Raw genomic sequence first — 26,934 nt, 5'->3', positions numbered from 1 at the left:
GGCCGAATCGCTGGGCCGGGCCGGAGGGCGGAGGACGTCGGTCGGCCGGGTGGGCGGTCAGTGGCCGTAGGCCGGGCCGGAGGGCGGAGGACGTCGGTCGGGCCGGGTGGGCGGTCAGCGGCCGTAGGACCGGGCCGGAGCACGTCGGTCGGGCCGGGTGGGCGGTCAGCGGCCGAAGCGCTGGGCCGGGCCGGAGGGCGGAGGAGGTCGGTCGGCCGGGTGGGCGGCCGTAGGGCCGGGCCGGAGGGCGGAGGACGTCGGTCGGACCGGGTGGGCGGTCAGCGGCCGAAGCGCTGGGCGGGCCGGAGGGCGGAGGAGGTCGGTCGGCCCCGTTGTGTCCCGCGGCGCGGGGCGGCGGGTCAGGCGGTGTAGAGCTGGATGAGGCCGGCGGGGGTGGGGTGGAAGCCGCAGCGTTCGTAGAAGGGGATGAGTTCGTCCTCGTAGTCGACGTGGAGCCACTCGCCGCCGCGGGACCGGGACAGCGCGACCGCGTGCTCGACCATGGCGGCGCCGATGCCGTGGCGTTGGTAGGCCGGGGCGACCGTCGTGTCGAGCAGGAAGAAGTGGGTCGCGCCGTCCCAGGCGACGTTGACGAAACCGACCAGCCGGTCCCCGTCGTACGCGCAGACCCAGCCGGCCGAGTGCCGCCGCAGCACCTCCGGGTCCATCCGTGCGTGATCAGGCCACGCGTCCGCCATGAGCGCGTTCAGCTCGACGCCGTCGACCGGCTGGCTGGTGCGGTAGGTGATCTCCACCCCGCCGACCCTGCCACCGGGCTCAAGCCGGTTCCGGCGAGCGCCGATGATCTTGACTCGGCCCGGCAGGGGCGGGACCGTCGGCCGGTGAGCCGCAATGGAGAACCGACCGAGCGGCCGGCCACCGTCGGACACCCTGCTGCGCATGGGGGTGTAGGGAGGGCGAAAGCCCAGGCCGCGTCGAGAGGCGGGTCCACGGCCGGCCGACGGGCGGCGCTGCCGGAGTCGATCGGCGCGGCGGTCGACAGGTTCGAGCGGCACCTCGCACTGGAGCGGAACCTCTCGCCGCACTCGGTCCGCGCGTATCTCACCGATGTCGTGGGCCTGCTCGATCACGCCGGCCGGATGGGCTGCCGCGACCTCGGCGAGCTCGACGTCCCGGTCCTCCGCAGCTGGCTGGCCCGGTTGCGCAGCACCGGGGCGGCCCGGACCACGCTGGCCCGCCGCGCGGCCGCCGCTCGCACCTTCACCGCCTGGGCCCACCGCGTCGGCCTGCTCGCCACCGATCCCGGCGCCCAGCTGGCCAGCCCCCGAGCGCACCGGACGCTGCCGCCGGTGCTGCGGCAGGACCAGGCGACCGCGCTGGTCGAGCAGCCGGAGGACGACGGCCCGCTCGGGCTGCGGGACCGGCTGGTCCTCGAGCTGCTCTACGCCACCGGTATCCGGGTCGGCGAGCTGGTCGGACTCGACGTCGACGACGTGGACCGGCACCGCCGGGTGGTCCGGGTGGTCGGCAAGGGCGACAAGGAGCGGTCGGTGCCGTTCGGGGTGCCGGCGGAGCGGGCGCTGGACACCTGGCTGCGGGAGGGGCGGCCCGCGCTGGCCGTCGCGGGCAGCGGGCCGGCGCTGGTGCTCGGGGCGAAGGGCGGGCGGATCGATCCGCGCACGGTGCGGCGGCTGGTGCACGAGCGGCTGGCGGCGCTGCCGGACGCGCCCGATCTCGGCCCGCACGGGCTGCGCCACTCCGCCGCCACCCACCTGCTCGAGGGCGGCGCCGACCTGCGGGCGGTGCAGGAGATCCTGGGCCACGCCAGCCTGTCGACCACGCAGATCTACACGCACGTCTCGGTCGAACGGCTGCGGGCCGCCTACCGGCAGGCGCATCCCCGGGCGTGAGCCCAGCTCGCCGGTGAGCGGCAGCAGGCGGACCGTGCGCGGGCGGAGCAGGGACAGCGGGTCGAGGTAGGTGTCCCCGCGGCGCAGGCCCCAGTGCAGGCAGGCCGCCGCGGCGCAGCCGGGATGGCCGGGCTCCAGGCGACCGAGGACGGCTCCCCGGGCGACCGTGGCGCCGGCCTGCACCGTCACGGTCAGCGGCTCGTACGTCGTGCGCAGGCCGCCAGGGTGGTCGATCGAGACGACGCCGCGGCCGGCCAGCACGCCGGCGAAGAGGACGGTCCCGGCGCCCGCGGCCAGCACCGGGTCGCCCGCGGCGCCGGCCAGGTCCACACCGCGGTGCCCGGCCCCGTACCGGGTGGCCGGCGGATCGAACGCGCGCACCACCGCCGGACGCCCCGCCAACGGCCACCCCCACCGCCCTGCCCCCACTCGGCCGGCCGTCGGCGCGGAACCGCCCGGCCACTCGGCCGGGCCGGGCCCGTCGGACGACACGAGTCCGGCGCCCGGATCGGCCGGACCCGCGCCGGTGACGGGCAGGTGGGGCGGATCCGGGGCCGGGCCCGCGCGGAGAACAGGCGGTGCGAGGAGCGCGGGAGGAGCGGCCGCTGCCGCCGGCGGAGCGGCCACCACGGCGGCCAGGGCGAGGAGCGGAGTCAGGCGACGAGGCCGGAGCACGCGGCGGCGCTGGCAGCCGTCAGGGAGGTGCCGGGCCAGGAGGCCCGGCAGCCGGCCGAGGAGCCGAGGGCACAAGGAACGAAGGCGCAGGTGGGAGAGGAGAGGCATGGCCGGAAGGCTCGTCGGGATCGCGCCGGGACGGCAGCCCGAGATGCGGTTCTGTGGATGGCGGCGACCCCTGTGGACGGCGATTTGGCAGGCGGCCCCGGCGGAGCCGTACACTCGTCGTGCGGCTCGCTACGGCGGGTCGACTTCGCGTGTCCTCCTCCCACCGCGTGGGAGGTGGCGGTCACCCTCGGTCTCTCCCGCGACGGAGAGCACGGACGACCGCGACGCCGGGCACCAGGGCGACGGCCACCCGGCCGTCGCGACAACCGAGAGAGGGCCCGCGGGCCCGCAAGGCCGGGCTGCCGAAGCCTGGCAGAGGAGGCGCGACGGATGGCCGTCGTCACCATGAAGCAGCTGCTCGACAGCGGCGTCCACTTCGGGCACCAGACCCGCCGGTGGAACCCGAAGATGAAGCGGTTCATCTTCAGCGAGCGCAACGGTATCTACATCATCGACCTGCAGCAGACGCTGACGTACATCGACAAGGCGTACGAGTTCATCAAGGAGACCGTGGCGCACGGCGGCACGATCCTCTTCGTGGGCACGAAGAAGCAGGCCCAGGAGGTCGTCGCCGAGCAGGCGCAGCGGGTCGGGATGCCGTTCGTCAACCAGCGCTGGCTGGGCGGCATGCTCACCAACTTCCAGACCGTCTACAAGCGGCTCCAGCGCCTCAAGGAGCTCGAGGTCATGGAGCAGACCGGCAGCCACGCGGCGCTCACCAAGAAGGAGCAGCTGATCCTCTCCCGTGAGCGGATCAAGCTGGAGCGCACCCTGGGCGGGATCCGGGACATGGCCCGGGTGCCGAGCGCCATCTGGGTGATCGACACCAAGAAGGAGCACATCGCGGTCGGCGAGGCCCGCAAGCTGGGCATCCCGGTGGTGGCGATCCTGGACACCAACTGCGACCCGGACGAGGTCGACTACAAGATCCCGGGCAACGACGACGCGATCCGCAGCGCCGCGCTGCTGACCCGCGTGGTCGCCGACGCGGTCGCCGAGGGTCTGATGAGCCGGGCGAGCGCCAACGCGAACGCCGGCCGCGACGGTGCCGAGGCCGAGAAGCCCGAGCCGACCGGCCAGCTGGGCACCGACGAGCCGCTGCCGGAGTGGGAGCGCAACCTGCTCGTCAACGGCGGCCAGTCGGCAGGCGCGCCGGTCGAGGCGGGCGTGGGCGCCAACGCCAACGCCAACGGCACCGCGGTGGCGGCCACCCCCGAGACGACCACCTCCTGATCCAGGGGTCCGCGACGCCGGCCACGACGGCCGGCGCCGCGGACCGGCATGAGCACAGAAGACGACGACCAGGAAGCGAGCAATGGCAACCATCAGCGCAGCGGACGTGAAGAAGCTCCGCGACCTCACCGGCGCGGGCATGATGGACAGCAAGAACGCCCTGACCGAGGCCGAGGGTGACTTCGACAAGGCCGTCGAGGCGCTGCGCATCAAGGCGGGCGCGAAGCTCAACAAGCTCGGTTCCCGCGAGGCCACCAACGGCCTCGTGGCGGCGGCCGAGGGCGCGATGATCCAGCTCGCCTGCGAGACGGACTTCGTGGCCAAGAACGAGGACTTCCAGATGCTGGCGAACAACATCGTCGCGCACGCCGCGGCGACCAAGCCGGCCGACGTCGAGACCCTGCTGGAGCAGAAGCTCGCCGACGGCAAGACCGTCCGGGAGAACATCGAGTCCGTCTCGAGCGTGATCGGCGAGAAGCTCGTGCTGAGCAAGCTCGTCGTCTTCGACGGCACCGTCGAGACCTACCTGCATCGCCGCAACGCCGACCTCCCGCCGCAGGTCGGCGTGCTGGTCGAGTTCAGCGGAGACCAGGAGTCGGCCGCGCACGACGCCGCGCTGCAGATCGCGGCCATGCGCCCGGTCTACGTCACCCGCGACGAGGTCCCGGCCGACGTGGTCGCGAGCGAGCGCCGCATCGCCGAGGCGACCGCCCGCGAGGAGGGCAAGCCGGAGCAGGCGCTGTCGCGCATCGTCGACGGCCGCCTCAACGGCTTCTTCAAGGACAACGTGCTCATCGAACAGTCCTCGGTGCAGGACAGCAAGAAGACCGTGCGTCAACTCCTGGAGAGGGCGGGCGTTACGGTGACCCGGTTCGCCCGGTTCGAGGTCGGCGCCTGAGGCGAGCACGGACCACCGAGATCCCGGCGTGGGGGAGGCCCTGTGACTGACGACGACGACAGTTCCTTCCCCCCGCCGGGTGACGGGCTCGCCGACCCGCGCATCGAGGCCGCGTACGACGGCGGCGAGCTTGCGTTCGACCCCGGCGGCACCGCGCGGTACGCGGACGGCCGGGTGCAGGCCCGGGCCGTACCCCGGGCCGCCGACGGGCACGGCTGGCACCGGGTGCTGGTGAAGCTCTCCGGCGAGGCCATGGCCGGCGACGGCGGGCTCGGCGTCGACCCCGACGTGGTCGCCCGCATCGCCGCCGAGATCGCGGCCGCTGTCCGGGCCGGCGTGCAGGTCGCGGTCGTGGTCGGTGGCGGCAACTACTTCCGGGGCAAGGAACTGTCCGAGCGCGGCATGGAGCGGGCCCGCGCCGACTACATGGGCATCCTCGGCACGGTGATGAACTGCCTCGCCCTGCAGGACTTCCTGGAGAAGCAGGGCGTCGAGACGCGGGTGCAGACGGCCATCACGATGGGCCAGGTCGCCGAGCCGTACATTCCGCGGCGGGCGATCCGGCACCTGCAGAAGGGCCGCGTCGTGATCTTCGGCGGCGGCCTCGGGGTGCCGTTCTTCTCCACCGACACCTGCGCCGCCCAGCGCGCGCTGGAGATCGGCTGCCAGGTCATGCTGATGGGCAAGAACGGCGTCCGCGGCGTCTACGACGCGGACCCCAAGCTGGTGCCCGATGCGTCCTTCTTCGAGACGGTCCAGTACGACGAGGTGCTGAAGCGGGGCCTCAAGGTGGCCGACGCCACCGCTGTCAGCCTCTGCATGGACAACAACCTGCCGATCGTCGTCTTCGACGTTCTCACCGAGGGCAACATCACCCGAGCCGTCTCCGGTGAGAGGATCGGCACGCTGGTCAGCTCGGCGAGCTGACCGGCGGCGGCCGAGCAGGAGGTTCCAGTGATCGACGAGACGCTCTTCGAAGCCGAAGAGAAGATGGACAAGGCCGTGGCGGTGGCGCGCGACGACCTCGGCACGCTGCGTACGGGCCGGGCCAGCCCGACCATGTTCGCCCGGTTGACCGTCGACTACTACGGCACGCCCACGCCGGTGCCGCAGATGGCGACGATCACGGTGTCCGAGGCGCGGATGGCCGTCATCAAGCCGTACGATCCGAGCCAGTTGGGCGCGATCGAGAAGGCGATCCGGGACAGCGACCTGGGCGTGAACCCCACCAACGACGGCATGATCATCCGGGTGGTGTTCCCGCAGCTGACCGAGGAGCGGCGGCGCGAGCTCGGCAAGGTCGCCCGGAGCAAGGGCGAGGACGCCAGGGTCTCGATCCGCAACATCCGGCGGCACGCCAAGGACGCGCTCGACAAGATCGCGAAGGACGGCGAGGCCGGCGAGGACGACGTCCGGCGGGCCGAGAAGGAGCTGGACGAGACCACCGCGAAGTACGTCGCGACGGTCGACGACGCGGTCAAGCACAAGGAAGCCGAGCTACTGGAAGTCTGATCCGAGAGGCGGAGGCCGGGGTGGCGACGGAGTCGGTGGAGTCGCAGCGCCGGCGGCGCGGTCCCGGCCGGAACCTGCCGGCGGCGATCGGGGTCGGGCTGGCCCTCGGCGGGCTCGTGATCGGGACGCTGTTCACGTTCCGGTTCGGCTTCGTCGTCCTGCTGCTGGTCGTGGTCTGCGGCGCGGTCTGGGAACTGGTGCGCGCGGTCGGCAAGGCCGAGGCGCACCCGCCCCTGCTGCCGCTGCTGGCGGGCGCGCTGGCGATGGACCTGCTGGCCTGGTTCCGCGGCGACGGCGCGCTCGCGGTCGCGTTCCTGCTGACCGCGCTGGCCTGCTTCGTCTGGCGGCTGGCCGACGGCCCGGTCGGCTACCTGCGCGACATCTCCACCGCCGTGTTCGTGGCGCTCTACGTGCCGTTCCTGGCCGGGTTCGCGGTGCTGCTCGCGGTGCCCGACGACGGCGCCCGCCGGGTCGTCACGTTCATCGCGACGGTCGTCTGCAGCGACGTCGGCGGGTACGCGGCCGGCGTCGTGTTCGGCCGGCACCCGATGGCCCCCACGGTCAGCCCGGCCAAGAGCTGGGAGGGCTTCGCCGGTTCCACGACCGCCTGCGTGGCCGGCGGGATCGTGTTCCTCACCCAGTTCTTCGGCGCCCACTGGTGGCAGGGCGCGCTGTTCGGGCTGGCCATCGTGGTCACCGCGACCCTCGGCGACCTCGGCGAGTCCATGATCAAGCGCGACCTCGGGATCAAGGACATGGGCTCGCTGCTGCCCGGGCACGGCGGCCTCATGGACCGGCTGGACTCGCTCCTGCCGGCCGCCGCCGTGTCCTGGGTGCTGCTGTCAGCCTTCGTCCCCCTGGGATAGGGACGGCGGGGTGCCCTCGGACAGCGCCAGTCGGGGCACGCCCGGCGGGTCGAAGCCGAAGACCTGCCCGTAGAAGGACAGCTCGGCCTCCAGCGCGGCGATCACGGTCTCCTGCTTGCGGAAACCGTGCTGCTCGCCCTCGAAGGCCAGGTACGCGTGCGGGATGCCCTTCTTCTCCAGCGCCGCCACGAACAGCTCCGCCTGCGACGGCGGCACGACCTTGTCCTCCAGGCCCTGCAGCAGCAGCACCGGGCAGGACAGCTGGTCCACGTGCGAGAGCGGGGCACGCTCGACGTACACGTCGCGGTCCTCCGGCAGGGTGCCGACGAGGCCGTCGATGTAGCGGGACTCGAAGTCGTGGGTGTCCGCGGCGAAGGCGATCAGCTCGGCAACCCCGTAGTACGACGCGCCCGCGGTGAACGTGTCGGTGGTGGTCAGCGCGGCCAGCGTGGTCCAGCCGCCGGCCGAGCCGCCCCGGATCGCCAGCCGCGCGCCGTCGGCCAGCCCGTCGCGGACCAGCGCCTGCACGACGGCCACGCAGTCCTCGACGTCGACGATGCCCCACTGCCGGCGCAGCCGTTCCCGGTAGGCCCGGCCGTAACCGGTCGAGCCGCCGTAGTTCACGTCCACCACGCCGATCCCGCGGCTGGTGAAGTACGCCTTCTCGATGTCCAGGGTCGCGGACGAGTGCGCCGTCGGCCCACCGTGCACGAACACCACGTACGGCGGGAGCTCCCCGGCCGGCGCCGTCGCGCCCGGCGACGTGGGCGGGTAGACGTGCGCGTGCACGTCCCGCTCGCCCGGCCCGGGCACGGTGATCGAGCGCGGCGTCGGCAGGTACGCCGGGTCCGGCCGGGACGCCAGCGAGGTCCGCAGCACGGTCGCGGTCCCGGCGCCCAGGTCGATCGCCAGCAGACCGGCCGGCTCGACCGGGCTGGCCCCGATCGTGAACACCGTCCCGCCCGCGACGGACAGGGACACCCCGAAGGCCGTGTACGGCAGGTCCAGGTCGGTCAGCGCGCCGGTGGCCGGGTCGAGCAGGCCCAGCGCGATCGTGTCGGTGCCGTGGGCGACGACCAGCCGCCCGTCCGGCAGGGGCTGGTACGTATTCTGCCCCAGCGTCCACAGCGGCTGGCCGAACTCCTCCGCCCGCGGGCACAACGGCGCCGGCTCGCCGCCCGCGGCGGGCACCCGGTAGAGGTTCCACCAGCCGGAGCGGTCGCTGACCACCGTGAGCGTCTCGGCGTCGGCCCATTCCGGCTGCAGCACCGACTCGGACTCGCCGCCGAGGATCGTGTCCGTCTTGGTGACGGTGCCGTCCTCGCCGAGCTCGCCGACCCGCAGCTCCGTACCGTCCCAGGGCATCCGCGGGTGGTCCCAGGCGATCCAGGCGATCCGGCGGCCGTCCGGGGCCGGGCGCGGGAAGGCCAGGAAGTCGCTGCCGCCGGTGATCTCGCGGATCGCGGCCGGGTCGGTGCCGCCCGCGCCGGACAGCGGCACGGCGACCACGTGCCGGGTGACGCCGTCCTCGGTGTGGACCTCGCGGATCCACCAGAGCTCGGCGCCGCCGGGCGCGCGCACCGGGTCCGCATACCGCAGGGCTGCGGGCTCGGCCGGCTCCGGGGTCAGCGGGACCGGCTCGGTCGCGCCCGCGTCCAGCCGGTAGACCCGCTGGTCGGTCCAGTTCGCGAACACCAGCGCGCCGTCCGGCAGCGGCAGCCAGGCCTGCCCGCCGTACTCGTGCACGCGGGTGCGGGCACTCCAGCCCGCGGGCAGCACGTCGGAGACGGTGCCCGCCGCATCCCGGCGGACCACGACGACGCGCCCGGCGTCCGCGGGCCGCGTTTCGGTCCACCAGACCTCGCTGCCCACGGGGTCACCGGCGGGCAGCGGCGAGGACAGCCGTACCCCGCCCGCGGCCACCTCGGCGGCGCCGATGGGGGACGGCCAGGCGCCGTACGACGCGGGCACCCGGGCACCGGTGCCGGAAGGAGCGGAATCCATGGATTCATAGTGGCGTACGGGTCCGACGCGCTTGCTCGGAGGTTGCTCCCCGCGATCACGATGACTACTTTTCGGAGTCAATCAGTGACATCACGTCATCGGCTCGGGGGGCGGGGACGCGATGAGGCGTGCGCTCGCACGGGCGGCCGTCCTGGCCTGCCTCGCCGGCGGGCTCAGCGGCGCCCGGTCGGCCACCGGCACCGGCGCCGACGGCGGCGGGAGCGACACCCGCCTGCGGGCCGCGATCGACCAGGACGCCGCCCCGCAGGGCTGGGTCTTCGTGCCCGGCTACGACGGCCGCCGCCCGTACGGGACCTGGAGCGCCCGCGCGCTGGTGGCGCCGCGGGACTGGGTCGGCAGCGGCCGGACCCGGGACGACGTCGGCTACGCGGTGGTCGCCCCGCGGGCCGGGAAGCGGCTGACCGACGTGGTCGGCAGCATGCCGGTCGCCTTCGACGCCCCGCGCGGGGCGTACGTCTGGGCCTTCGGCTACCCGGCCGCCGCGCCCGGCGGCGACCGCCGGGCGCTCTACTGCCGCGGCACGGTGCGGCCCGACCCGTACCGGAGCGGGTCGCAGGGGCTGGCCTGCTCGATGACCCGGGGCGCGAGGCGGCGGCCCCTGGGTCACCCCGGGACCCGACGGCCGGCCCGCGGCCGTGTACGCGGTGACCAGCTCCACCTACCGCGGCAGGCCCGGCGTGGTCTGGGCGCCCTACCTCGGCGGCACCGCGAAGGCGCTGTACTCCTCGATGCAGCGCCGGTGAGGGGTCTGGCAGGATGACGCCCATGGTGGAGCGAGCCGGCGACACGACGTCCGATCAGCCGCGCCGGCACGAGCGGCCGGAGGACTGGGGCTGGCACGGGTCCTGGGGCAAGTCCGCCCGGGTCGGGGCCATCGTCTCGGTGATCATCCTCTGCCTGATCAACGTGACGACGTACTACAACACCGCGCAGGCGCCCTGGCTCTACGGCATCGCCGCGATCCTGGTGCTGCTGCTCATCCGCGACCGCTACCGCCGCAAGAACGCCTGGCGCGACGAGTAAGCAGCAAGACGAGTAAGCAGCAAGCAGCGCGAGTAAGCAGCGCGAAGACAGCTATTCGCGCGCGGCCAGCTGGCCGCAGGCCCCGGCGATCTCCCGGCCCCGGGTGTCCCGCACGGTCGTCGAGATCCCGGCCTCGCGCAGCAGCCGGACGAACTCGTCCTGGGCCGGCCGCGGCGACGCGTCCCACTCGCTGCCCGGCGTCGGGTTGAGCGGGATCAGGTTGACGTGCGCCATGTGCCGGCCGAGCCGGGTGCGCAGCAGCTCGCCGAGCAGCCGGGCCCGGAAGGGCTGGTCGTTGACGTCCCGGATCAACGCGTACTCGATCGAGACCCGGCGCCCGGTCGCCGACGCGTAGGCCCGGGCCGCGTCGAGCACCTCGCCCACCGGCCAGCGGGTGTTCACCGGGACCAGCGTGTTGCGCAGCTCGTCGTCCGGCGCGTGCAGGCTGACGGCCAGCGTGACCTGCAGGCCCTCGGCGGCCAGCCGGTGGATCGCGGGCACCAGCCCCACCGTGGAGACCACCACCGAGCGCTGGGACAGGCCCAGCCCGTCCGGGGCCGGGTCGGTCAGCCGGCGGACCGCGCCGAGCACCCGGTTGTAGTTGGCCAGCGGCTCACCCATGCCCATGAACACGACGTTGGAGACCCGCTCGCCACTGGGCCGGAGATACCGCGCCCCGGCCACGACCTGCTCGACGATCTCGGCCGTGGACAGGTTGCGGGTCAGCCCGCCCTGCCCGGTGGCGCAGAACGGGCAGGCCATCCCGCAGCCGGCCTGCGACGACACGCACATCGTGACCCGGTCCGGGTAGCGCATGAGCACGGTCTCCACCAGCGCCCCGTCGAACGCCCGCCAGAGCGTCTTGCGGGTCGCCCCGTCATCCGCGGTCGCCTCCCGGACCGGCGTCCAGAGCGTCGGCAGCAGCGCGGACACGAGTGGGTCCCGCGCGGCGGTCGGCAGGTCGGTCATCGACGCCGGGTCGTCGGTCAGCCGGGCGAAGTAGTGCTGGGACAGCTGCCCGGCCCGGTACGCCGGCAGCCCGAGCTCGGACACGACCGTGCGGCGCTCCGCCGGGGCCAGGTCGGCCAGGTGCCGAGGGGGCTTGCGGGAGCGCGCGGGCGCGTCGAAGACGAGCGGGAGGGAAGTCATGGCCCTCCCATTGTGCCCGCCGCAACGCATGTCTGGGCCATGCGGTCCGTCGTAGCGATCCGGCCGCACGATCGCCGGGATGTCCGGAGGGTCCACGACTTCCGGGCCGCCCCGTGCCGGCCCGGAAGCGATGGACGCCCGTGAGTTCAGAGCCGCGCCCACGCCTCCGTCAGGACGGAGCGCAGGATCTGCTCGATCTCGTCGAAGTGCGACTGGTCGCAGACCAGCGGCGGCGCCAGCTGCACCACCGGGTCGCCCCGGTCGTCGGCCCGGCAGTAGAGCCCGGCCTCGAACAGCGCCCGGGACAGGAACCCCCGCAGCAGCCGCTCCGACTCCTCGTCGTCGAAGGTCTCCTTGGTCTCCTTGTCCTTGACCAGCTCGATCCCGTAGAAGAACCCGTCGCCGCGGACCTCGCCGACGATCGGCAGGTCCAGCAGCTTCTCCAGGGTCGACCGGAACGCGCCCTCGGACCGCAGCACGTGCCCGGGCAGGTCCTCGCGCTCAAGGATGTCGAGGTTGGCCAGCGCCACCGCCGAGGACACCGGGTGTCCGGCGAACGTGAACCCGTGCGGGAACGACGTGGTGCCGGTCAGGAACGGGGCCGAGATCCGGTCCGACACCAGCATCGCGCCGATCGGCGAGTAGCCCGAGGTCATGCCCTTGGCGCAGGTGATGATGTCGGGCTGGTAGCCGTACCGGTCGGCGGCGAAGAGGTGGCCGAGCCGGCCGAACGCGCAGATCACCTCGTCGGAGACGAGCAGCACGCCGTGCCGGTCGCAGATCTCCCGGACCCGCTGGAAGTAGCCGGGCGGCGGCGGGAAGCAGCCGCCGGCGTTCTGCACGGGCTCCAGGAACACCGCGGCGACGGTGTCCGCCCCCTCGTACTCGATGGCCCGCTCGATCTCGTCCGCGGCCCACCGGCCGAACGCCTCCCGGTCGTCGCCGTGCTCCGGCGCCCGGTAGAAGTTCGTGTTCGCGACCTTGATCGCGCCCGGTACCAGCGGCTCGAACGGGGCCCGCACCTCCGGGATGCCGGTGATCGACAGCGCCCCCATCGTGGTGCCGTGGTACGACACCGCCCGGCTGATGACCTTGTGCCGCATCGGCTCCCCGACGAGCTTGAAGTACTGCCGGGCCAGCTTCCAGGCGCTCTCCACCGCCTCGCCCCCGGTGGTGGTGAAGAAGACCCGGTTGAGGTCGCCGGGAGCGAGCGCGGCCAGCCGCTCGGCCAGCTCCACCGCCTTGGGGTGCGCGTACGACCAGAGCGGGAAGTAGGCCAGCTCGGCCGCCTGCTTCGCCGCCGCCTCGGCCAGCTCGGTCCGCCCGTGCCCGACCTGAACGGTGAACAGCCCGGACAGCCCGTCCAGGTACCGCCGCCCGGTCGAGTCCCACACGTACGGCCCGGAGCCGCGCACGATGACCGGCACCGGCGCCTTGTCGTACGCCGAGAGCCGGGTGAAGTGCATCCAGAGGTGGTCGCGGGCGGAGGCGGACAGCGCATCCGCCTCGGCGCCGACGGAGTTCTCGGGCGACGTGGTCATCGGGTTCCCCAGGCGTAGGTCTGCTTGGCCAGCTTCAGGTAGACGAAGGTCTCGGTGTCACGGACGCCGGGCAGCTGCCGGATGCGCTCGGAGAGCACCCGCAGCAGGTGCTCGTCGTCCTCGCACACCAGCTCCAGCAGGATGTCGAAAGAGCCGGCGGTGATGACGACGTAGTCGACCTCGTCGATCTTGGCGAGCTCGTCGGCCACCCGGACGAGGTCGCCCTCGACCCGCAGGCCGATCATCGCCTGCCGGTGGAAGCCGACCCGCAGCGGATCGGTGACGGCGACGACCTGCATGAGGCCGCTGTCCACCATCCGCTGGATCCGCTGCCGGACCGCGGCCTCGGACAGGCCCACGATCTTGGCCAGCGCCGCGTACGACCGGCGGCCGTCCTGCTGCAGCTCTTCGATGAGCCGCTTGCCGACGTCGTCGACGGTGCCACCGGTCAGGGTCGGTTGTCCGCGCACGTCACGGTTATCGCAGTTCGACCGGCTGTGCGCAAGTGTTTCCGTCCCGCGATGGGTCCGGTACAACGGATCCATGCGTAAGCTCGCGTCACGGCCGACGACGGCAGGAGTCTTGCCCCGTGGGAGAGGATCCGTCCATGAGTGAACCGAAGGTCGAGATCCGCAACGTCGTCGGTGGCGAGGAGTCGGCCGCCGCGGACGGCCGGTCGATGGACCTGCTCGACCCGTCCACCGGCGAGGTGTTCGGGACCGCGCCGCTGTCCGGGCCGCAGGACGTGGACCGGGCGATGGCGGCCGCGGCCGAGGCGTTCGAGTCCTGGCGGGACACCACGCCGAGCGAGCGGCAGCGGGCGCTGCTGCGGATCGCCGACGCGTTCGAGGAGCGGGCCGAGGAGCTGGTGGCGGCCGAGTCCCGCAACACCGGCAAGCCCGTGCAGCTGACGCTGGACGAGGAGATCCCGCCGGCGGTGGACCAGATCCGGTTCTTCGCCGGCGCCGCGCGGCTGCTGGAGGGCCGCTCGGCCGGTGAGTATCTGGCCGACCACACCTCGTTCGTCCGGCGGGAGCCGGTCGGCGTCTGCGCCCAGGTGACGCCGTGGAACTACCCGCTGATGATGGCGATCTGGAAGTTCGCGCCGGCCCTGGCCGCGGGCAACACGGTGGTGCTCAAGCCGTCGGACACGACCCCGGTGAGCACCGTGCTGATGGCCCGGATCATGCGGGACTTCCTGCCGCCGGGCGTATTCAACGTGGTCACCGGCGACCGGGACACCGGCCGGGCGCTGGTCGCGCACCCGACCCCGGCGATGGTGTCGATCACCGGCTCGGTCCGGGCCGGCCGGGAGGTCGCGGTCGCCGCGGGGGAGCACCTCAAGCGCACCCACCTGGAGCTCGGCGGCAAGGCGCCCGTGGTCGTCTTCGACGACGCCGACCTGGAGCTGGCGGCGGAGGGCATCGCCGGCGCCGGCTACTTCAACGCCGGCCAGGACTGCACGGCCGCGACCCGGGTGCTGGCCTCGCCGCGGATCCACGACGACCTCGTCGACGCGCTGGCCGAGCAGGCCCACGGGACGACGACGGGGCCGCCGTCGGACGACACCGCGGCGTACGGGCCGCTGAACAACGCCGCGCAGCTGGAACGGGTCGGGGGATTCCTCGACCGGCTGCCCGACCACGCCCGCGTGGTCGCCGGCGGCTCCCGGGTCGGCAACCGGGGGTACTTCTACGAGCCGACCGTGGTCGCCGGGCTGGAGCCGGACGACGAGATGAGCCGGACCGAGGTGTTCGGCCCGGTGATCTCGGTACAGCGCTTCGACGACGAGGACGAGGCGGTCCGCTGGGCCAACTCCGTCGAGTACGGGCTGGCCTCCAGCGTCTGGACCCGCGACCACGGCCGCGCGATGCGGATGGCGAAGAGGCTGGACTTCGGCTGCGTCTGGATCAACACTCACATCCCGCTGGTGGCGGAGATGCCACACGGCGGGTTCAAGAACTCCGGGCACGGCAAGGACCTCTCGGTGTACGGCCTGGAGGACTACACCCGCGTCAAGCATGTGATGAGCTACATCGGCCGCTGACGTCCGACCCCCTCCCTCCATCCCGCAGGAGGCTCTGGTGACCCCCGCACCACGACCGACCGACCCCCGTGCGCGCGCCCTGGTGCGGGCCACGCTGTCCCGCCGCTCGGTGCTCCTCGGCGCCGCCGGCCTGGCCGGGCTCGCCGCCTGCGGCACCGGCTCCTCCACAACCCCCGCCGGCGGCGGCGCGGGCGGCACCGGTGCCGCCAAGCCCAGCCCGGCCACGGACCGCTCGGCCACCGACAAGGTCGTCAACTGGGCCAACTGGACGCTCTACCTCGACTACGACGAGGACACCAAGAAGTACCCGACGCTGGAGGCGTTCCAGAAGAAGTCGGGGATCAAGGCGACGTACGCCGAGGACATCGACGACAACGACACCTACTACGGCAAGATCCAGAGCCAGCTGCGCACCGGCAAGGACATCGGCAAGGACGTCATCGTCTTCACCGACTGGATGGCCGCCCGGTGCATCCGGGCCGGCTACGCGCAGGCGCTGGACCCCGCCGCGATCCCGAATGCCAAGAACCTGCTGACCACGCAGAAGGACGTCGACTACGACCCGGGCCGCAAGTACAGCCTGCCCTGGCAGGGCGTGTACGGCGTGCTGGCCTGGAACAAGGCGAAGGTCCCGGGCGGGCTGAAGAGCGTCGGTGACCTGTGGAAGCCCGAGCTCAAGGGCCGGGTCGAGGTCCTGTCGGAGATGCGCGACACGGTCGGGCTGATCATGCTCGAGCAGGGCGTCGACATCACCTCGACCTTCACCGCCGACCAGTTCAACACGGCCGTCGGCGAGCTGGAGAAGCACATCAAGGACGGGCAGATCCGCCAGGTCAAGGGCAACTCCTACAAGGAGGACCTGATCAGCGGGGACGCGCTCGCGGTGATCGGCTGGTCCGGCGACATCTTCCAGCTCAACGCCGAGAACGGTGACAAGTGGGGCTTCGCCCTGCCCGAGGCCGGCGGGACGGTCGCCTTCGACAACCTGATGGTGCCGGTCGGCTCCCCGCACCTGGCCAACGCGGAGAAGCTGATCGACTACTACTACGACCCGCAGGTCGCGGCCACGGTCGCGGCGTACGTGAACTACATCTGCCCGGTCGAGGGCGCGCAGCAGGAGATGGAGAAGATCGACCCGGAGCTGGCGGCCAGCCCGTGGATCTTCCCGACGGCGGCCGACCAGGCCAAGGCGAAGACGTTCCGGACCCTCACGCCGGACGAGGACACCTCGTTCTCCGAGGCCTTCCAGAAGGTGATCGGCAACTGATGGCCGGGCGCGATCTCCGGCTGGACGAGGTCACCAAGGCCTTCGGATCGTTCACGGCCGTCGACGGCGTGAGCCTGGATGTGCCCAGCGGCTCCTTCTTCGCCCTGCTCGGGCCCTCGGGCTGCGGCAAGACGACGACGCTGCGGATGGTGGCCGGGCTGGAGCGGCCGACCGGCGGCCGGATCCTGCTCGGCGACGAGGACGTGACCGACGCCCGGCCGTACCGGCGGCCGGTCAACACCGTCTTCCAGAGCTACGCGCTGTTCCCGCACCTCGACGTCTTCGAGAACGTCGCGTTCGGCCTGCGCCGCCGCCGAGCGGCCGAGGTGAAGGCCAGGGTCGGCGAGGCGCTGGAACTGGTGGAGCTGTCGCAGCTGGCCCGGCGCCGGCCGGCCCAGCTCTCCGGCGGCCAGCAGCAGCGGGTCGCGCTGGCCCGGGCCGTGGTCAACCGGCCCGACGTGCTGCTGCTGGACGAGCCGCTCGGGGCCCTGGACCTGAAGCTGCGGCGGCAGATGCAGCTGGAGCTCAAGCGGATCCAGACCGAGGTCGGCATCACCTTCGTGCACGTCACCCACGACCAGGAGGAGGCCATGACGATGGCCGACACCATCGCGGTGATGAACGCGGGGCGGGTCGAGCAGCTGGGCTCGCCGATGGACCTGTACGAGTCGCCGGCGACCGCGTACGTGGCCAACTTCCTCGGCCAGTCCAACCTGCTGCGCGCGGTGGTGGTCGACCGCGGCGCCGACACCGTCGTGGTCGAGGTCGACGGGGCCCGGCTCGCGGTGCCGGCCGACCGCTGCCGCACCACCGGTCGCGACGTCCTGCTCGGCGTCCGCCCGGAGAAGGTCCACCTGGAGCTGGCCGACGCCGCCCCGGCCGAGACCAACCACCTGCCCTACGGAGTCGTCACCGACGCCAGCTTCACCGGCACCAGCACCCAGTACCTGGTGCGGTTGCCCTCCGGACAGCAACTGACGGCCTTCGCCCAGAACACCGGCCGGGCCGCGGTCGTCCCGGTCGGCAGCAGCGTCACGGTCTGCTGGGAGCCGGCGCACACCTTCGGTCTGGACGGCGCCGAGAACGCGGCGGCCGGGATCGAGACGCCGGACGGCGTGCCGGCGCCGCGCACCCCGCCCGACCCGCCCGGGCCCACCGGCCGGCGCGCGGCGGCCGCCGCGACCAACGGGCGGTCCGGATGAGCCTCACCGCGGTCGCGGCCGGCACCCGGGCCGCGGGGCCGCCGGAGGGAGCGCCGGAGGAGACGGTCCGGCGGGGCCGGCGGTCCACGCCCTACCTGCTGCTGTTGCCCGGCATCGCCTGGCTGGTGCTGTTCTTCGCGGTGCCGGTGCTCGCGCTCGGCTCGACGTCGCTGCAGACGCGGGTGCCGGGCGCCGAGGTCGGCGTCTACACGCAGACCTTCCGCTGGGCCAATTACTCCGACGCGCTGCGCGAGTACGCACCGCAGTTCGGCCGGTCGTTCCTCTACGCGGGGATCGCCACGGTGCTGTGCCTGGTCATCGGCTACCCGCTGGCGTACGCGATCGCGCTGCGGGCCGGCCGGTGGCGCAACCTCATGCTGGTCGCGGTGGTCGCGCCGTTCTTCACCTCCTTCATCCTGCGCACGATCGCCTGGCGACAGGTGCTGGCCGACTCCGGGCCGGTGACCGGCACCCTGCACGGGCTGCACCTGCTGCCGGCGAACCAGTCGCTGACCGCGTCCGCGACCGCGGTGGTGGCCGGCCTGACGTACAACTTCCTGCCGTTCATGGTGCTGCCGCTCTACGCCTCGCTGGAACGGCTCGACCCACGGCTGGTGGAGGCGGCCGGCGACCTCTACGCCAGCGCCCCGGTGGCGTTCCGCCGGGTGACGCTGCCGCTGTCGATGCCCGGGGTGGTCGCCGGCACGCTGCTGACCTTCATCCCGGCCGCGGGCGACTACGTCAACGCGGCGCTGCTCGGCAATCCGTCGACGGCGATGATCGGCAACGTGGTCGACAGCCGGTTCTTCCGCATCGTCGACTACCCGACCGCGGCGGCGCTGTCCTTCGTGCTGATGGCGGCGATCCTGCTGCTGGTCAGCGTCTACATCCGCCGGGCCGGCACGGAGGAGCTGGTATGAGGATCCTCAAAGGGCTTCGCCCCCCGAGTGCCCCCCGGGGTTGGGAGCTGTGAGGTGGGCTCGGCGGCACCTGGTGATGATCGTGGCGCTGATCGTGCTGGCCTACCTCTTCGTGCCGATCGGCTACACGATCGCGTTCTCGTTCAACGACTCCGGCCGGTCCAACCTCACCTGGCAGGGCTTCACCACCGGCAACTGGACCAACCCGTGCGGCGCCCCGGAGGTGTGCAACGCACTGGAGAACAGCCTCAAGATCGGCCTGCTCGCCACCGTGGGCGCGACCCTGCTCGGCACCATGGTCGCGTTCGCGCTGGCCCGGCACCGGTTCCGGGGCCGGGCCGCCACCAACCTGCTGGTGTTCCTGCCGATGGCCACGCCGGAGGTGGTGCTCGGGGCCGCACTGCTGGCGCTGTTCCTCAACCTGCGGCTCAACCCGGGCTTCTGGACGATCGTCATCGCGCACGTGATGTTCTGCGTCTCGTTCGTGGTCGTCACCGTGAAGGCCCGGCTGGCGAGCCTGGACCCGCGGCTGGAGCAGGCCGCGATGGACCTCTACGCGGACGAGTGGCAGACCTTCCGCCGGGTCACGCTCCCGCTGGCCGCGCCGGGCATCCTGGCCGCCGCGCTGCTGGCCTTCGCGCTGTCGTTCGACGACTTCATCATCACGAACTTCAACTCCGGCAACGTGACCACGTTCCCCAAGTTCGTGTACGTCTCGGCCGCTCGCGGCATCCCGCCGCAGGCGAACGTCATCGGCACCGCGATGTTCGTGGCCGCGCTGCTGGTGGTGCTGGCCGGCCAGGCCCTCGGAGCCCGCCGTCGGGCGGGCTGACTCTCACTCCTTGCGGTCCTGCTCGTGCTCGCGGTCCTGAGCCAGGTCCAGGGCGAGCACGGAGGCCAGGATCAGCACGTCGTCCTGGCCCTCGGCGATGTCCACCGCGTACGAGTCCCGCATGGTGAAGTAGGCCTTCGACACCGTCGCGACCACCGTTCCGCCCCGGCGGACCGTGTACTCGTGCTCGAACAGGTCCCCGACCAGCTCCAGGTCGTCCGGACCGGGGATGTCCACGGAGTAGCGGTCGACGAACGGGGTGAACAGCTTCTTGCGGATCCGGGCGGCCTGCTCGCCGCCGACCTCCACCTCGTACGTCGGCCGGGTCGCAACCAGCTTCCGGCGGACCTCGGCGACCTCGCGGCCGCCGGGATCGCGCAGCACCAGCCGGTCCCGCAGGCTGATCGCCTTGCCGTCCACCCGCAACACCGGACGCCCGTGCTCGTCGGTGATGTCCCAGTCCTGGCCGAGGCCGAAGAACCGCTCCCGGATCAGGTACACGTGCCCCACCTCCGCCCGAGCTACTACCCCGTCCGGCGCGGCTCAGCGGCCCGGGCCCGGAACAGTGCCCGCTCCCGGTCGTTGCCGGTCAGCTCCGCGGCCCGGGCGAACTCGGCCCGGGCCTCGTCGTCCCGGCCGAGCCGGGCCAGCAGGTCGCCACGGACCGCGGGCAGGTGCGGGTAGCGGGCCAGCGCCTTCTCGCCGGTGAGCGCGTCGGCGATGGCCAGGCCGGCGGCCGGCCCGGCGGCCATGCCCACCGCGACCGCCCGGTTCAGCTCGACCACCGGGGACGGCGACACCTCGACCAGCACCCGGTAGAGCGCGGCGATCCGGGCCCAGTCGGTCTCGGCCGCGGTGACCGCGCGGGCGTGGCCGGCCGCGATCGCCGCCTGCAGCGCGTACGGGCCGAAGTCGCCGCCGAGGGCCTGGGCCCGTTCCAGCGCGGCCAGGCCGCGCCGGATCAGCAGCTTGTCCCAGCGCCGCCGGTCCTGGTCCGGCAGCAGCACCGGCGCCCCGTCCGGACCGGTCCGGGCCGGCAGCCGGGAGGCCTGCAGCTCCAGCAGCGCGGCCAGGCCGTGCACCTCGGGCTGGTCCGGCAGCAGGGCCTGCAGCAGCCGGGCCAGCCGCAGCGCGTCGGCGCAGAGCTCGGGGCGGGTCCAGTCGGCGCCGGCGCTGGCGGAGTACCCCTCGTTGAAGGTCAGGTAGACGACCTCGAGGACCGAGGCCAGCCGGGCCGGCAGCTCGGCCGGCGGGGGCAGCTCGTACGGGACGCCCCGGTCGGCGAGCGTCCGCTTGGCCCGGGAGATGCGCTGGCCGACGGTCGGCTCCGGGACCAGGAAGGCCCGGGCGATCTCGGCGGTCGACAGGCCGCCGAGCAGCCGCAGCGTGAGCGCGACCCGGCCCTCGGTCCGCAGCACGGGGTGGCAGGCGATGAACACCAGCCGGAGCAGGTCGTCGCCGATGTGATCGTCGAGCTGCTCGTCGATATCGACTTCAGGTTGAGACTCCATGGCCCGGCCCACCTCGGCGAGCTTGCGCTGGTAGTTCTGACGGCGGCGGAGCTGGTCGACCGCGCGGTGCTTCGCGGTGGACATCAGCCAGCCGCCCGGGTTGGCCGGCACGCCCTCGGCCGGCCACTGCTCCAGGGCCGCGACGAGCGCGTCCTGGGCCAGCTCCTCGGCCTGGCCCACGTCGCCGACGAGCCGAGCCAGCCCGGCGACCAGCCGGGCCGACTCGATCCGCCACACCGCCTCGACGGCAGCCCTCGCCCGCGGCGTCACCGCGGGATCTGCCCGGCCGCGCCGGGCACGCGGGCGCTCGCGCCCGCGCACCCGGCGGAGTCCTGGAGGAGCCCGCCGACCATCGGGCCCGACCGCGTCACCGGTCGACCGGGGGTCCGGGGGCCGCCCCCGGACCGGCGAAGTCCTCCGGACCGAAGACCCTTCTGATCTCGGCGTCGCCGGTCCATCCGGGCCAGAGGTCGCGGTGCAGGGTGAGGAAGCGGGACGCCCACTCGACCGCCTCTTCCTTGCTGCGCAGCTCGTAGACGGCGTAGCTGATGATCTCCTTGGTCTCGGCGAAGGGCCCGTCCGTGACCGAGAGCCGGCCTCCCGACAGGGTCACCCTCGACCCGGCGGCGCTCGGCGCCAACCCCTGGGTGTCGAGCAGGACACCGGCCCGGGTCGCCTCCTCGCCGAGCGTCATGATCGCCTCCATCAGCCCCGGCGGGGGCGGCGTCGGCGGCTGGTCGGCGTTCAGCAGCATCAGGTAGCGCGACATCGCAGGATCCTCTCTCAGACGGTCTTGTAGAGGTGGACGGCCAGCCCGGCGAGCCAGCCGAAGGACAGCACGACCCCGGCCACGAACGGCAGCGTCGCCGCGGGTGAGCCGGTGGTGATCCCGGCGAACGCGGCCAGGAACGCGATCCCGGTGACCCGGGACGCCCGCGCCCAGCGGCGCTCTCCGGCCCGGGCGAACCGGCGCCCGAGCACCAGGCAGGCGGCGATCATGCAGGCGAAGCCGATCCCGCCGACCAGGAAGTGCAGGGTGCCGTGCCAGCTCAGCACCCCGCCCGGCGATCCGGCCGGGAAACCGGCCACCGGGTCGGCGGTGAAGATCCCGGCCCCGGCCAGCGTGACCCCGTAGGCGGCCAGCAGCCGGGGCGCCCAGCCCGCGCCGATCGCCCGCCGCAGGCCGAGCGCGAAGGCGACCACCAGCGCGCCGGTGAGCACGAGGTTCGCGCTCTGGATCCAGCCGAGCGGGCCGTTCTCCAGCACGCTCCAGGGGTGCCGGGCCAGGTCGAACCCGTCCCGGGTCAGCGCCTGCGCCAGCGAGACGACGACGTAGAACGGGCCGGCCACGGCGCCCCAGCCCAGCAGCGAGCGGGTGGTGGCGACGGCGGGGTCACAGGTCGTGGTGGCGGCGACTGCGGTCATCGAAGCTCCTCGGTCGGATCGGTCTCTGACCCGTGCTTCGAACGACCGCGGCCGACTTCGACAGCCGCGGGAGAGATTTCTAGCCGGCGATCCGGCGCAGCGTGACCCGGTCGATCTCGGTGTACGGCCCGGACTGCCCCGGCAGCGCGTCGGCCAGCGTCCGCAGCGTCATCGTGGTGGGCAGCCCGGCCCGGGCCGGGACCACGTCGACGGCGAGGAAGGCGTACCCGTCGTAGCGGACCCGGGACCAGCCGACCCGTTCCGGCTGCTTGCTGCCGTCCGGGGCCCAGACGTAGGACTCGACCGGGTCGGCCGCGCCCCCGGCGCCGCGGTAGCGCTGCCCGGCGCCGGGCGGGAACGAGTAGCGGGCCCGCCCGCCGGAGCCGATGCAGAGGTAGGTGACGCCGTCGCGGACCGGGTCCACGGTCGCCCCGTCCGGCGCGGACCGGGTCGGGCGGCCGTCCCGGATCGGGTCGGTGCGCTCCATGACGTGGTTGTGGCCCTGGATCGCGAGGTCGACCTGGTAGCGGCTGAACAGCGCGTCCACGGCGTCGCGGACCCCGCCGTCGGAGGCGTGCTCGCGGGTCGTCGAGTACGCGCAGTGGTGGAAGAACGCGACCACGAAGTCGATCGCCGGATCGCCGCGCAGCGCCCGCAGCGTCTGCTCCAGCCAGCGCTGCTGGGCGCCGCCGGAGTAGCCGCGGTTGGCCCGGATCTCGGCCGAGAGCTCGTTCGCGTCCAGTGAGACCACGCCGACGTTGGCGTAGCGGAACGAGTAGACCGACGGGCAGCCGGCCGGGCCGTTGCGGGGCAGGTCGAGCCGGGCGGCGTGGCCGGCGTACCCGTGCCCGCCGTAGAGCGCCTCCATGTCGTGGTTGCCGGTGGTGAACATCCAGGGCGTGTACGCGGCCTGCCGGTCGATCCGGGTCAGGAACACGTCCCAGACGTACGGGTCGTAGGCGTTGGTGCCGGCCGCCGGCGGGGTGCGGTCGTCGGCCGGCAGCCCGGTGCCGGACGGGTCGGCGTAGCAGATGTCGCCGGCCAGCAGCGTGAACCGGGGCCGCTGGGTCGCCATCAGCGCGATCTGGGTCGCGGCCGGACGGGGGTCGCGCCCGTGCGCGCCGGCGATCGGGTCGTCGCTCGCGTAGCCGTTGTCGAAGCGGCCCGCGGGCCAGGTGCCGCCGTTCTTCCGCACCGACGACGGGTCCCCGGCCCAGGCGTAGCGGGGGTCGGTCGGGGGCGTGCTGGTCCCGACGTCGGCGAACGCGGTGAACGTGAACGGCGCCGCGGGGGTGCCCCGGGCGGGCGCGGTCACGAACGAGGCGTCGCCGGTCGTGGTCCCGTCCGAGAGCCGGAACCGGTAGTGGTGGGTGGTGCCCGGGCGCAGGCCGGTGAGCTCGGCCTTGAGGTAGAACTGGCTGCCGGCCGGGCCGCCGGGGATCGCGTACAGGCCGGTGAGGTGCACGATCTCGGCCGGCACCGAGGTCCCGTACGAGCCGGCGGCGGCGCCGAGGTCGACCACCGCGCGCAGGCCGGCCGGGAGCGTGCCGCCGGGCGGGAGCAGCTGGGCGGTCACCCGCAGCGCGGTGCCGGGGTCGCCGCCGCCGTCGGCGACCCAGGCCAGGTGCCGCCCGGTGATCGCGGTCCGGGTCGGCCCGGGTACGCCGCCGCCCGCGGTGAACGCGTGCCGGGCCAGCGGGAAGGCGGCGGCGGCCGCGGCGGCGCCGGCCCCGACGACGAGCGTGCGGCGGCTGATCCGGACCCGGGACAGCGCGGCGAGGTTCCACTCCGCGTACTCGCCCACGGTCGGCGGAGTCCCCACGGCGCCCATCATCCCCGTCGATCCCACCCCAGAGGCAGCCGATCCGGCCGGGAGGGAACCGTTCGCCCCGGTGTGCCGAAGACGGGCCGCGGGATCGGTGCCGACTGGCGGCGATCCCACCCGTCCCCTCCCGGACGGAACCCCGCAGCCAGCGGTCGCCCCCGCGCGACCAGAGGGAGCACGCTCATGGACGAGCAGACCCGACGAGGGTTCCTGATCATGGCCGGCGCAGGCGCCGTCGCGACCGCCGGCATCGCCGTCGTCGCGGCCGGCGCGGCCGGGGCGTCGACGCCCGACGCCCCCGCCCCGGCGGCCCTGCCGCAGAACTCCGCGGGCCCGGTGGTCGCGTACGTCTCCGACGTCCGCACCGGCCGGGTGTCGATCATGGTCGGCGAGAAGGAGGTCGTGGTCTCCGACCCCGACCTCGTCGCCCGCCTCTCCGCCCACGTCTCGGGGGCGAAGGCCTGATGTCCTCGCACCGCGAAGCACCGGAGATCTCGAAGGACCCGGTCGCCGACAACACCGACGTGTACGCGTTCGTCAGCCCGGACAAGCCCGACACGGTCACCCTGATCGCGAACTTCATCCCGCTGCAGCTCCCGTACGGCGGGCCGAACTTCTTCGAGTTCGGTGCCGACGTGCTCTACGAGATCCACGTCTGCAACTCCGGCGACGGCAAGCCGGACGTGACCTACCAGTTCCGGTTCACCACCCAGATCCGCCGCAAGACCACGTTCCTCTACAACACCGGCCCGATCGACGCGATCAGCAGCAAGAACTGGAACCGGCCGCAGTTCTACACCGTGACCCGGGTCGAGAACCGGACCGGCAGGTCGGTCCAGCTGGCCCACGGCCTGACCGTGCCGCCGGTGAACGTCGGCGTCCGCAGCACCCCGGACTACGACGCGACCTTCACCGGCGCGGCCGTGCACACGATCGCCGGCGGCCGGAAGGTCTTCGCGGGCCAGCGCGCGGAGAGCTTCCACGTCGACCTGGGCAGCATCTTCGACCTCGGCGCGCTCCGGCCGTTCCAGGCCGCGCACCTGATCCCGTCCGCGGCCGCGGTCGGCGTCAACGGCACCCAGGGCCTGAACGTGCACACGATCGCCATCCAGGTGCCCAAGACCGACCTGACCAAGGGCGGCAGGAAGCCGGTCAACGTCATGGACCCGGCCTCGGTCATCGGCGTCTACGCCTCGGCCAGCCGGCAGAAGTCCCGGGTCTTCGACCAGGCCAGCGGGACCACCTCCGGCGCCGGCCCGTTCGTGCAGGTGTCCCGGCTGGCGAACCCGCTGTTCAACGAGGTCGTGGTGCCGATGGCGGCCAAGGACCGGTGGAACGCGCAGCCGCCGGCCGGCGACCGCGAGTTCGCCCAGTACGTCTCCAAGCCCGAGCTGGCCGGCCTGCTGCCGGTGCTCTACCCGGGCGTCTTCCCCGAGCTGGCCGCGTACGCCAAGCCGCGCGCGGACCTGCTCGCTATCCTGCTCACCGGGATCCCGTCCGGCGTCGTGCCCGGCTTCCAGAACTTCACCGGCACCACCCAGGCCGACCTGATCCGGCTCAACCTGGCGGTGCCGCCGACCGCGGCGCCCAAGGTCCTCGGCCTCGTCGGCGGCGACCCCGCCGGCTTCCCGAACGGGCGCCGGCTCGTCGACGACGTCGTCACCATCGAGATCCGGGCGATCGCCGGACTCACGATCCCGCTGGTCGACCCGTCCTTCACCCCGGACGACGCGGCCGCGGCCGTCACCGACGGGACGACGAACACGAACGCGGGCTTCACCGACCACTTCCCGTACGTCGGGGCGCCGGCCGGTGGGTACCAGAGCAAGCCCGGGACCGCGGTGGCCTAGGTGGAGGACAACGCGCACGCCGGCACCGGCTCGGTGCTGCTCGACATCGGCGGGGACATCGGCGCCGCGGTCGTGGTGCTGCCGGCCGCGCTGGCCGGCCGGGAGATCGAGGCCCGCCCGCTCGGCACCGAGCTCCCGCACCACCTGCCGCACGTCGGCGTGGTGCCGCGGCCGGCCCCGGACGGGTCGGTCGTGCACTCCGCCGTGTTCGCCGAGCTGCCCGCGGGCTCGTACGAGCTCTACGAGCGGCCCGAAGGTCCGGTCCGGCTCCGGCTCTCGGTCACGGGAGGGGAAGTGACCGAGGCGGTCTGGCCCGGATGACCGTACGGGCGGCCGGCCCCGTGACCCCGGAGCCGGCCGCCCGTACTGCCCCGCACTACCCCGCCGGGGGACCGGCGGGGCATGCTGGCGGGCATGACCGACGACCTGCTGGCCCGGCACCGGGCCGTGCTCCCGAACTGGATGACGCTCTACTACGAGCAGCCGCTGGAGATCGTCGGCGGGTCCGGCCGGCGTCTGCGCGGCGGCGACGGCAAGGAGTACCTCGACTTCTTCGCCGGGATCCTGACCAACATGCTCGGCTACGACGTGCCCGAGGTCCGGGCCGCGGTCGACGCCGTGCTCGACCGGGGCGTCGTGCACACCTCGACGCTCTACCTGATCCGGGACCAGGTCGAGCTGGCCGAGCGGATCGCGACGCTGTCCGGCATCGAGAACGCCAAGGTGTTCTTCTGCTCCTCGGGCACCGAGGCCAACGAGATGGCGCTGCTGCTGGCCACCCAGGCCCGCCGCTCGGCCCAGGTGCTGGCGCTGCGCAACAGCTACCACGGCCGCTCGTTCGCGGCGATGGGCATCACCGGCATCCGGGGCTGGTCGGCCTCCTCGCTGTCCCCGGTCCAGGTCTCCTACGTGCAGGGCGGCTACCGCTACCGCTCCCCGTTCCGCGACCTGCCCGACGCCGAGTACATCGCGGCCTGCGCGGCCGACCTGCGCGACGTCATCGAGTCGACCACGTCCGGGGACGTGGCCTGCATGATCGCCGAGCCGGTGCAGGGCGTCGGCGGGTTCGTGGTGCCGCCGGACGGGATGCTCGGCGCGATGAAGCCGATCCTCGACGAGTACGGGATCCTGCTGATCTCCGACGAGGTCCAGAC

General features: G+C 73.2%; 27 protein-coding genes and 1 pseudogene. 17 read left to right on the top strand and 11 right to left on the bottom strand.

Annotation, left to right across the window (positions count from 1 at the left end):
• Positions 1 to 359: 359 nt before the first annotated feature.
• Positions 360 to 755: a GNAT family N-acetyltransferase gene (locus VGP36_21960; GenBank protein ID HEV7657373.1), complete on the bottom strand. Its 396-nt coding sequence runs from the start codon at positions 753 to 755 to the stop codon at positions 360 to 362.
• Between the two features lie 216 nt (positions 756 to 971).
• Here VGP36_21960 and VGP36_21955 point away from each other — a divergent pair, with 216 nt between their 5' ends.
• Positions 972 to 1,871 (top strand): tyrosine recombinase XerC, encoded by a 900-nt coding sequence (locus tag VGP36_21955; GenBank protein ID HEV7657372.1) that lies wholly within the window; start codon positions 972 to 974, stop codon positions 1,869 to 1,871.
• Between the two features lie 9 nt (positions 1,872 to 1,880).
• On the opposite strand, the pseudogene VGP36_21950 reads toward VGP36_21955, so the two are convergent.
• Positions 1,881 to 2,300, bottom strand: a pseudogene (locus VGP36_21950) (M23 family metallopeptidase).
• Positions 2,301 to 2,984: 684 nt separating this feature from the next.
• Between VGP36_21950 and rpsB the strand changes: the two are divergent.
• From rpsB to VGP36_21925, 5 genes are all read left to right on the top strand, one after another.
• Positions 2,985 to 3,887: a 30S ribosomal protein S2 gene (rpsB, locus tag VGP36_21945; protein HEV7657371.1), complete on the top strand. Its 903-nt coding sequence runs from the start codon at positions 2,985 to 2,987 to the stop codon at positions 3,885 to 3,887.
• Between the two features lie 82 nt (positions 3,888 to 3,969).
• Positions 3,970 to 4,785 (top strand): translation elongation factor Ts, encoded by an 816-nt coding sequence (tsf, locus tag VGP36_21940; protein ID HEV7657370.1) that lies wholly within the window; start codon positions 3,970 to 3,972, stop codon positions 4,783 to 4,785.
• A gap of 174 nt (positions 4,786 to 4,959) precedes the next feature.
• Complete coding sequence (gene pyrH / locus VGP36_21935; protein HEV7657369.1) at positions 4,960 to 5,712, top strand: UMP kinase; 753 nt, start codon at positions 4,960 to 4,962, stop codon at positions 5,710 to 5,712.
• Positions 5,713 to 5,739: 27 nt separating this feature from the next.
• Positions 5,740 to 6,297 (top strand): ribosome recycling factor, encoded by a 558-nt coding sequence (gene frr, locus VGP36_21930; GenBank protein ID HEV7657368.1) that lies wholly within the window; start codon positions 5,740 to 5,742, stop codon positions 6,295 to 6,297.
• A gap of 20 nt (positions 6,298 to 6,317) precedes the next feature.
• Positions 6,318 to 7,163 carry a phosphatidate cytidylyltransferase gene (locus VGP36_21925; protein ID HEV7657367.1) on the top strand — a complete coding sequence of 282 codons (846 nt, stop codon included), beginning with the start codon at positions 6,318 to 6,320 and terminating at the stop codon, positions 7,161 to 7,163.
• Here VGP36_21925 and VGP36_21920 read toward each other — a convergent pair.
• Entirely contained in the window at positions 7,140 to 9,167 is a 2,028-nt protein-coding gene (locus VGP36_21920) for a prolyl oligopeptidase family serine peptidase (GenBank protein ID HEV7657366.1), read from the bottom strand. The two genes, VGP36_21925 and VGP36_21920, sit on opposite strands and share 24 nt — an antisense overlap.
• Positions 9,168 to 9,288: 121 nt before the next feature.
• On the opposite strand from VGP36_21920, the gene VGP36_21915 reads away from it, so the two are divergent.
• Both VGP36_21915 and VGP36_21910 read left to right on the top strand, forming a co-directional pair.
• The gene (locus tag VGP36_21915) at positions 9,289 to 9,948 is read left to right on the top strand and encodes a hypothetical protein (protein HEV7657365.1); all 660 of its coding nucleotides are present in this window, start codon (positions 9,289 to 9,291) and stop codon (positions 9,946 to 9,948) included.
• 5 nt (positions 9,949 to 9,953) lie between these two features.
• On the top strand, positions 9,954 to 10,211 hold the full coding sequence (locus VGP36_21910; GenBank protein ID HEV7657364.1) for a DUF2631 domain-containing protein: 258 nt from the start codon (positions 9,954 to 9,956) through the stop codon (positions 10,209 to 10,211).
• 51 nt (positions 10,212 to 10,262) lie between these two features.
• On the opposite strand, the gene rlmN is transcribed toward VGP36_21910, so the two are convergent.
• From rlmN to VGP36_21895, 3 genes are all read right to left on the bottom strand, one after another.
• Positions 10,263 to 11,360, bottom strand: coding sequence for a 23S rRNA (adenine(2503)-C(2))-methyltransferase RlmN (gene rlmN / locus VGP36_21905; GenBank protein HEV7657363.1), 1,098 nt, complete (start codon positions 11,358 to 11,360; stop codon positions 10,263 to 10,265).
• A gap of 146 nt (positions 11,361 to 11,506) precedes the next feature.
• The gene (locus tag VGP36_21900; protein HEV7657362.1) at positions 11,507 to 12,901 is read right to left on the bottom strand and encodes an aspartate aminotransferase family protein; all 1,395 of its coding nucleotides are present in this window, start codon (positions 12,899 to 12,901) and stop codon (positions 11,507 to 11,509) included.
• Positions 12,898 to 13,371, bottom strand: coding sequence for an Lrp/AsnC family transcriptional regulator (locus VGP36_21895; GenBank protein HEV7657361.1), 474 nt, complete (start codon positions 13,369 to 13,371; stop codon positions 12,898 to 12,900). The genes VGP36_21900 and VGP36_21895 overlap by 4 nt, the downstream gene beginning before the upstream one ends.
• 137 nt (positions 13,372 to 13,508) lie before the next feature.
• Here VGP36_21895 and VGP36_21890 point away from each other — a divergent pair, with 137 nt between their 5' ends.
• From VGP36_21890 to VGP36_21870, 5 genes are read left to right on the top strand one after another with little or no spacing between them, the layout of a single operon-like run.
• Positions 13,509 to 14,948 carry a gamma-aminobutyraldehyde dehydrogenase gene (locus VGP36_21890; GenBank protein ID HEV7657360.1) on the top strand — a complete coding sequence of 480 codons (1,440 nt, stop codon included), beginning with the start codon at positions 13,509 to 13,511 and terminating at the stop codon, positions 14,946 to 14,948.
• Between the two features lie 37 nt (positions 14,949 to 14,985).
• On the top strand, positions 14,986 to 16,215 hold the full coding sequence (locus VGP36_21885) for a spermidine/putrescine ABC transporter substrate-binding protein (GenBank protein ID HEV7657359.1): 1,230 nt from the start codon (positions 14,986 to 14,988) through the stop codon (positions 16,213 to 16,215).
• Positions 16,215 to 17,417, top strand: coding sequence for an ABC transporter ATP-binding protein (locus VGP36_21880; protein HEV7657358.1), 1,203 nt, complete (start codon positions 16,215 to 16,217; stop codon positions 17,415 to 17,417). The genes VGP36_21885 and VGP36_21880 overlap by 1 nt, the downstream gene beginning before the upstream one ends.
• Entirely contained in the window at positions 17,414 to 18,337 is a 924-nt protein-coding gene (locus tag VGP36_21875; GenBank protein ID HEV7657357.1) for an ABC transporter permease, read from the top strand. Before VGP36_21880 ends, VGP36_21875 begins: the two co-directional genes overlap by 4 nt.
• A gap of 49 nt (positions 18,338 to 18,386) precedes the next feature.
• Complete coding sequence (locus VGP36_21870; protein HEV7657356.1) at positions 18,387 to 19,169, top strand: ABC transporter permease; 783 nt, start codon at positions 18,387 to 18,389, stop codon at positions 19,167 to 19,169.
• Between the two features lie 3 nt (positions 19,170 to 19,172).
• Here VGP36_21870 and VGP36_21865 read toward each other — a convergent pair whose 3' ends face one another.
• From VGP36_21865 to VGP36_21845, 5 genes are all read right to left on the bottom strand, one after another.
• The gene (locus VGP36_21865) at positions 19,173 to 19,670 is read right to left on the bottom strand and encodes an LURP-one-related family protein (protein HEV7657355.1); all 498 of its coding nucleotides are present in this window, start codon (positions 19,668 to 19,670) and stop codon (positions 19,173 to 19,175) included.
• Between the two features lie 23 nt (positions 19,671 to 19,693).
• Positions 19,694 to 20,950 (bottom strand): RNA polymerase sigma factor, encoded by a 1,257-nt coding sequence (locus VGP36_21860; protein HEV7657354.1) that lies wholly within the window; start codon positions 20,948 to 20,950, stop codon positions 19,694 to 19,696.
• Between the two features lie 97 nt (positions 20,951 to 21,047).
• Complete coding sequence (locus VGP36_21855; GenBank protein ID HEV7657353.1) at positions 21,048 to 21,449, bottom strand: YciI family protein; 402 nt, start codon at positions 21,447 to 21,449, stop codon at positions 21,048 to 21,050.
• Positions 21,450 to 21,463: 14 nt separating this feature from the next.
• Entirely contained in the window at positions 21,464 to 22,105 is a 642-nt protein-coding gene (locus tag VGP36_21850) for a DUF998 domain-containing protein (GenBank protein HEV7657352.1), read from the bottom strand.
• Between the two features lie 79 nt (positions 22,106 to 22,184).
• Positions 22,185 to 23,927: a metallophosphoesterase family protein gene (locus tag VGP36_21845; GenBank protein HEV7657351.1), complete on the bottom strand. Its 1,743-nt coding sequence runs from the start codon at positions 23,925 to 23,927 to the stop codon at positions 22,185 to 22,187.
• Between the two features lie 186 nt (positions 23,928 to 24,113).
• On the opposite strand from VGP36_21845, the gene VGP36_21840 reads away from it, so the two are divergent.
• From VGP36_21840 to VGP36_21825, 4 genes are all read left to right on the top strand, one after another.
• The gene (locus VGP36_21840; GenBank protein HEV7657350.1) at positions 24,114 to 24,395 is read left to right on the top strand and encodes a hypothetical protein; all 282 of its coding nucleotides are present in this window, start codon (positions 24,114 to 24,116) and stop codon (positions 24,393 to 24,395) included.
• Positions 24,395 to 25,780, top strand: a complete 1,386-nt coding sequence (locus VGP36_21835; protein ID HEV7657349.1) for a DUF4331 domain-containing protein — start codon at positions 24,395 to 24,397, stop codon at positions 25,778 to 25,780. Before VGP36_21840 ends, VGP36_21835 begins: the two co-directional genes overlap by 1 nt.
• Positions 25,781 to 26,101, top strand: coding sequence for a hypothetical protein (locus tag VGP36_21830; protein ID HEV7657348.1), 321 nt, complete (start codon positions 25,781 to 25,783; stop codon positions 26,099 to 26,101).
• Positions 26,102 to 26,194: 93 nt separating this feature from the next.
• The coding region (locus VGP36_21825; GenBank protein ID HEV7657347.1) for an aminotransferase class III-fold pyridoxal phosphate-dependent enzyme at positions 26,195 to 26,934 on the top strand (740 nt) is incomplete at its 3' end.

The organism is Mycobacteriales bacterium, from assembly GCA_035995165.1.
In the GTDB taxonomy this organism is placed as follows: Bacteria; Actinomycetota; Actinomycetes; order Mycobacteriales; family CADCTP01; genus CADCTP01.
The sequence above is the reverse complement of the archived record's forward strand: the minus strand, read 5'-3'. Positions and strand labels throughout refer to the sequence as shown.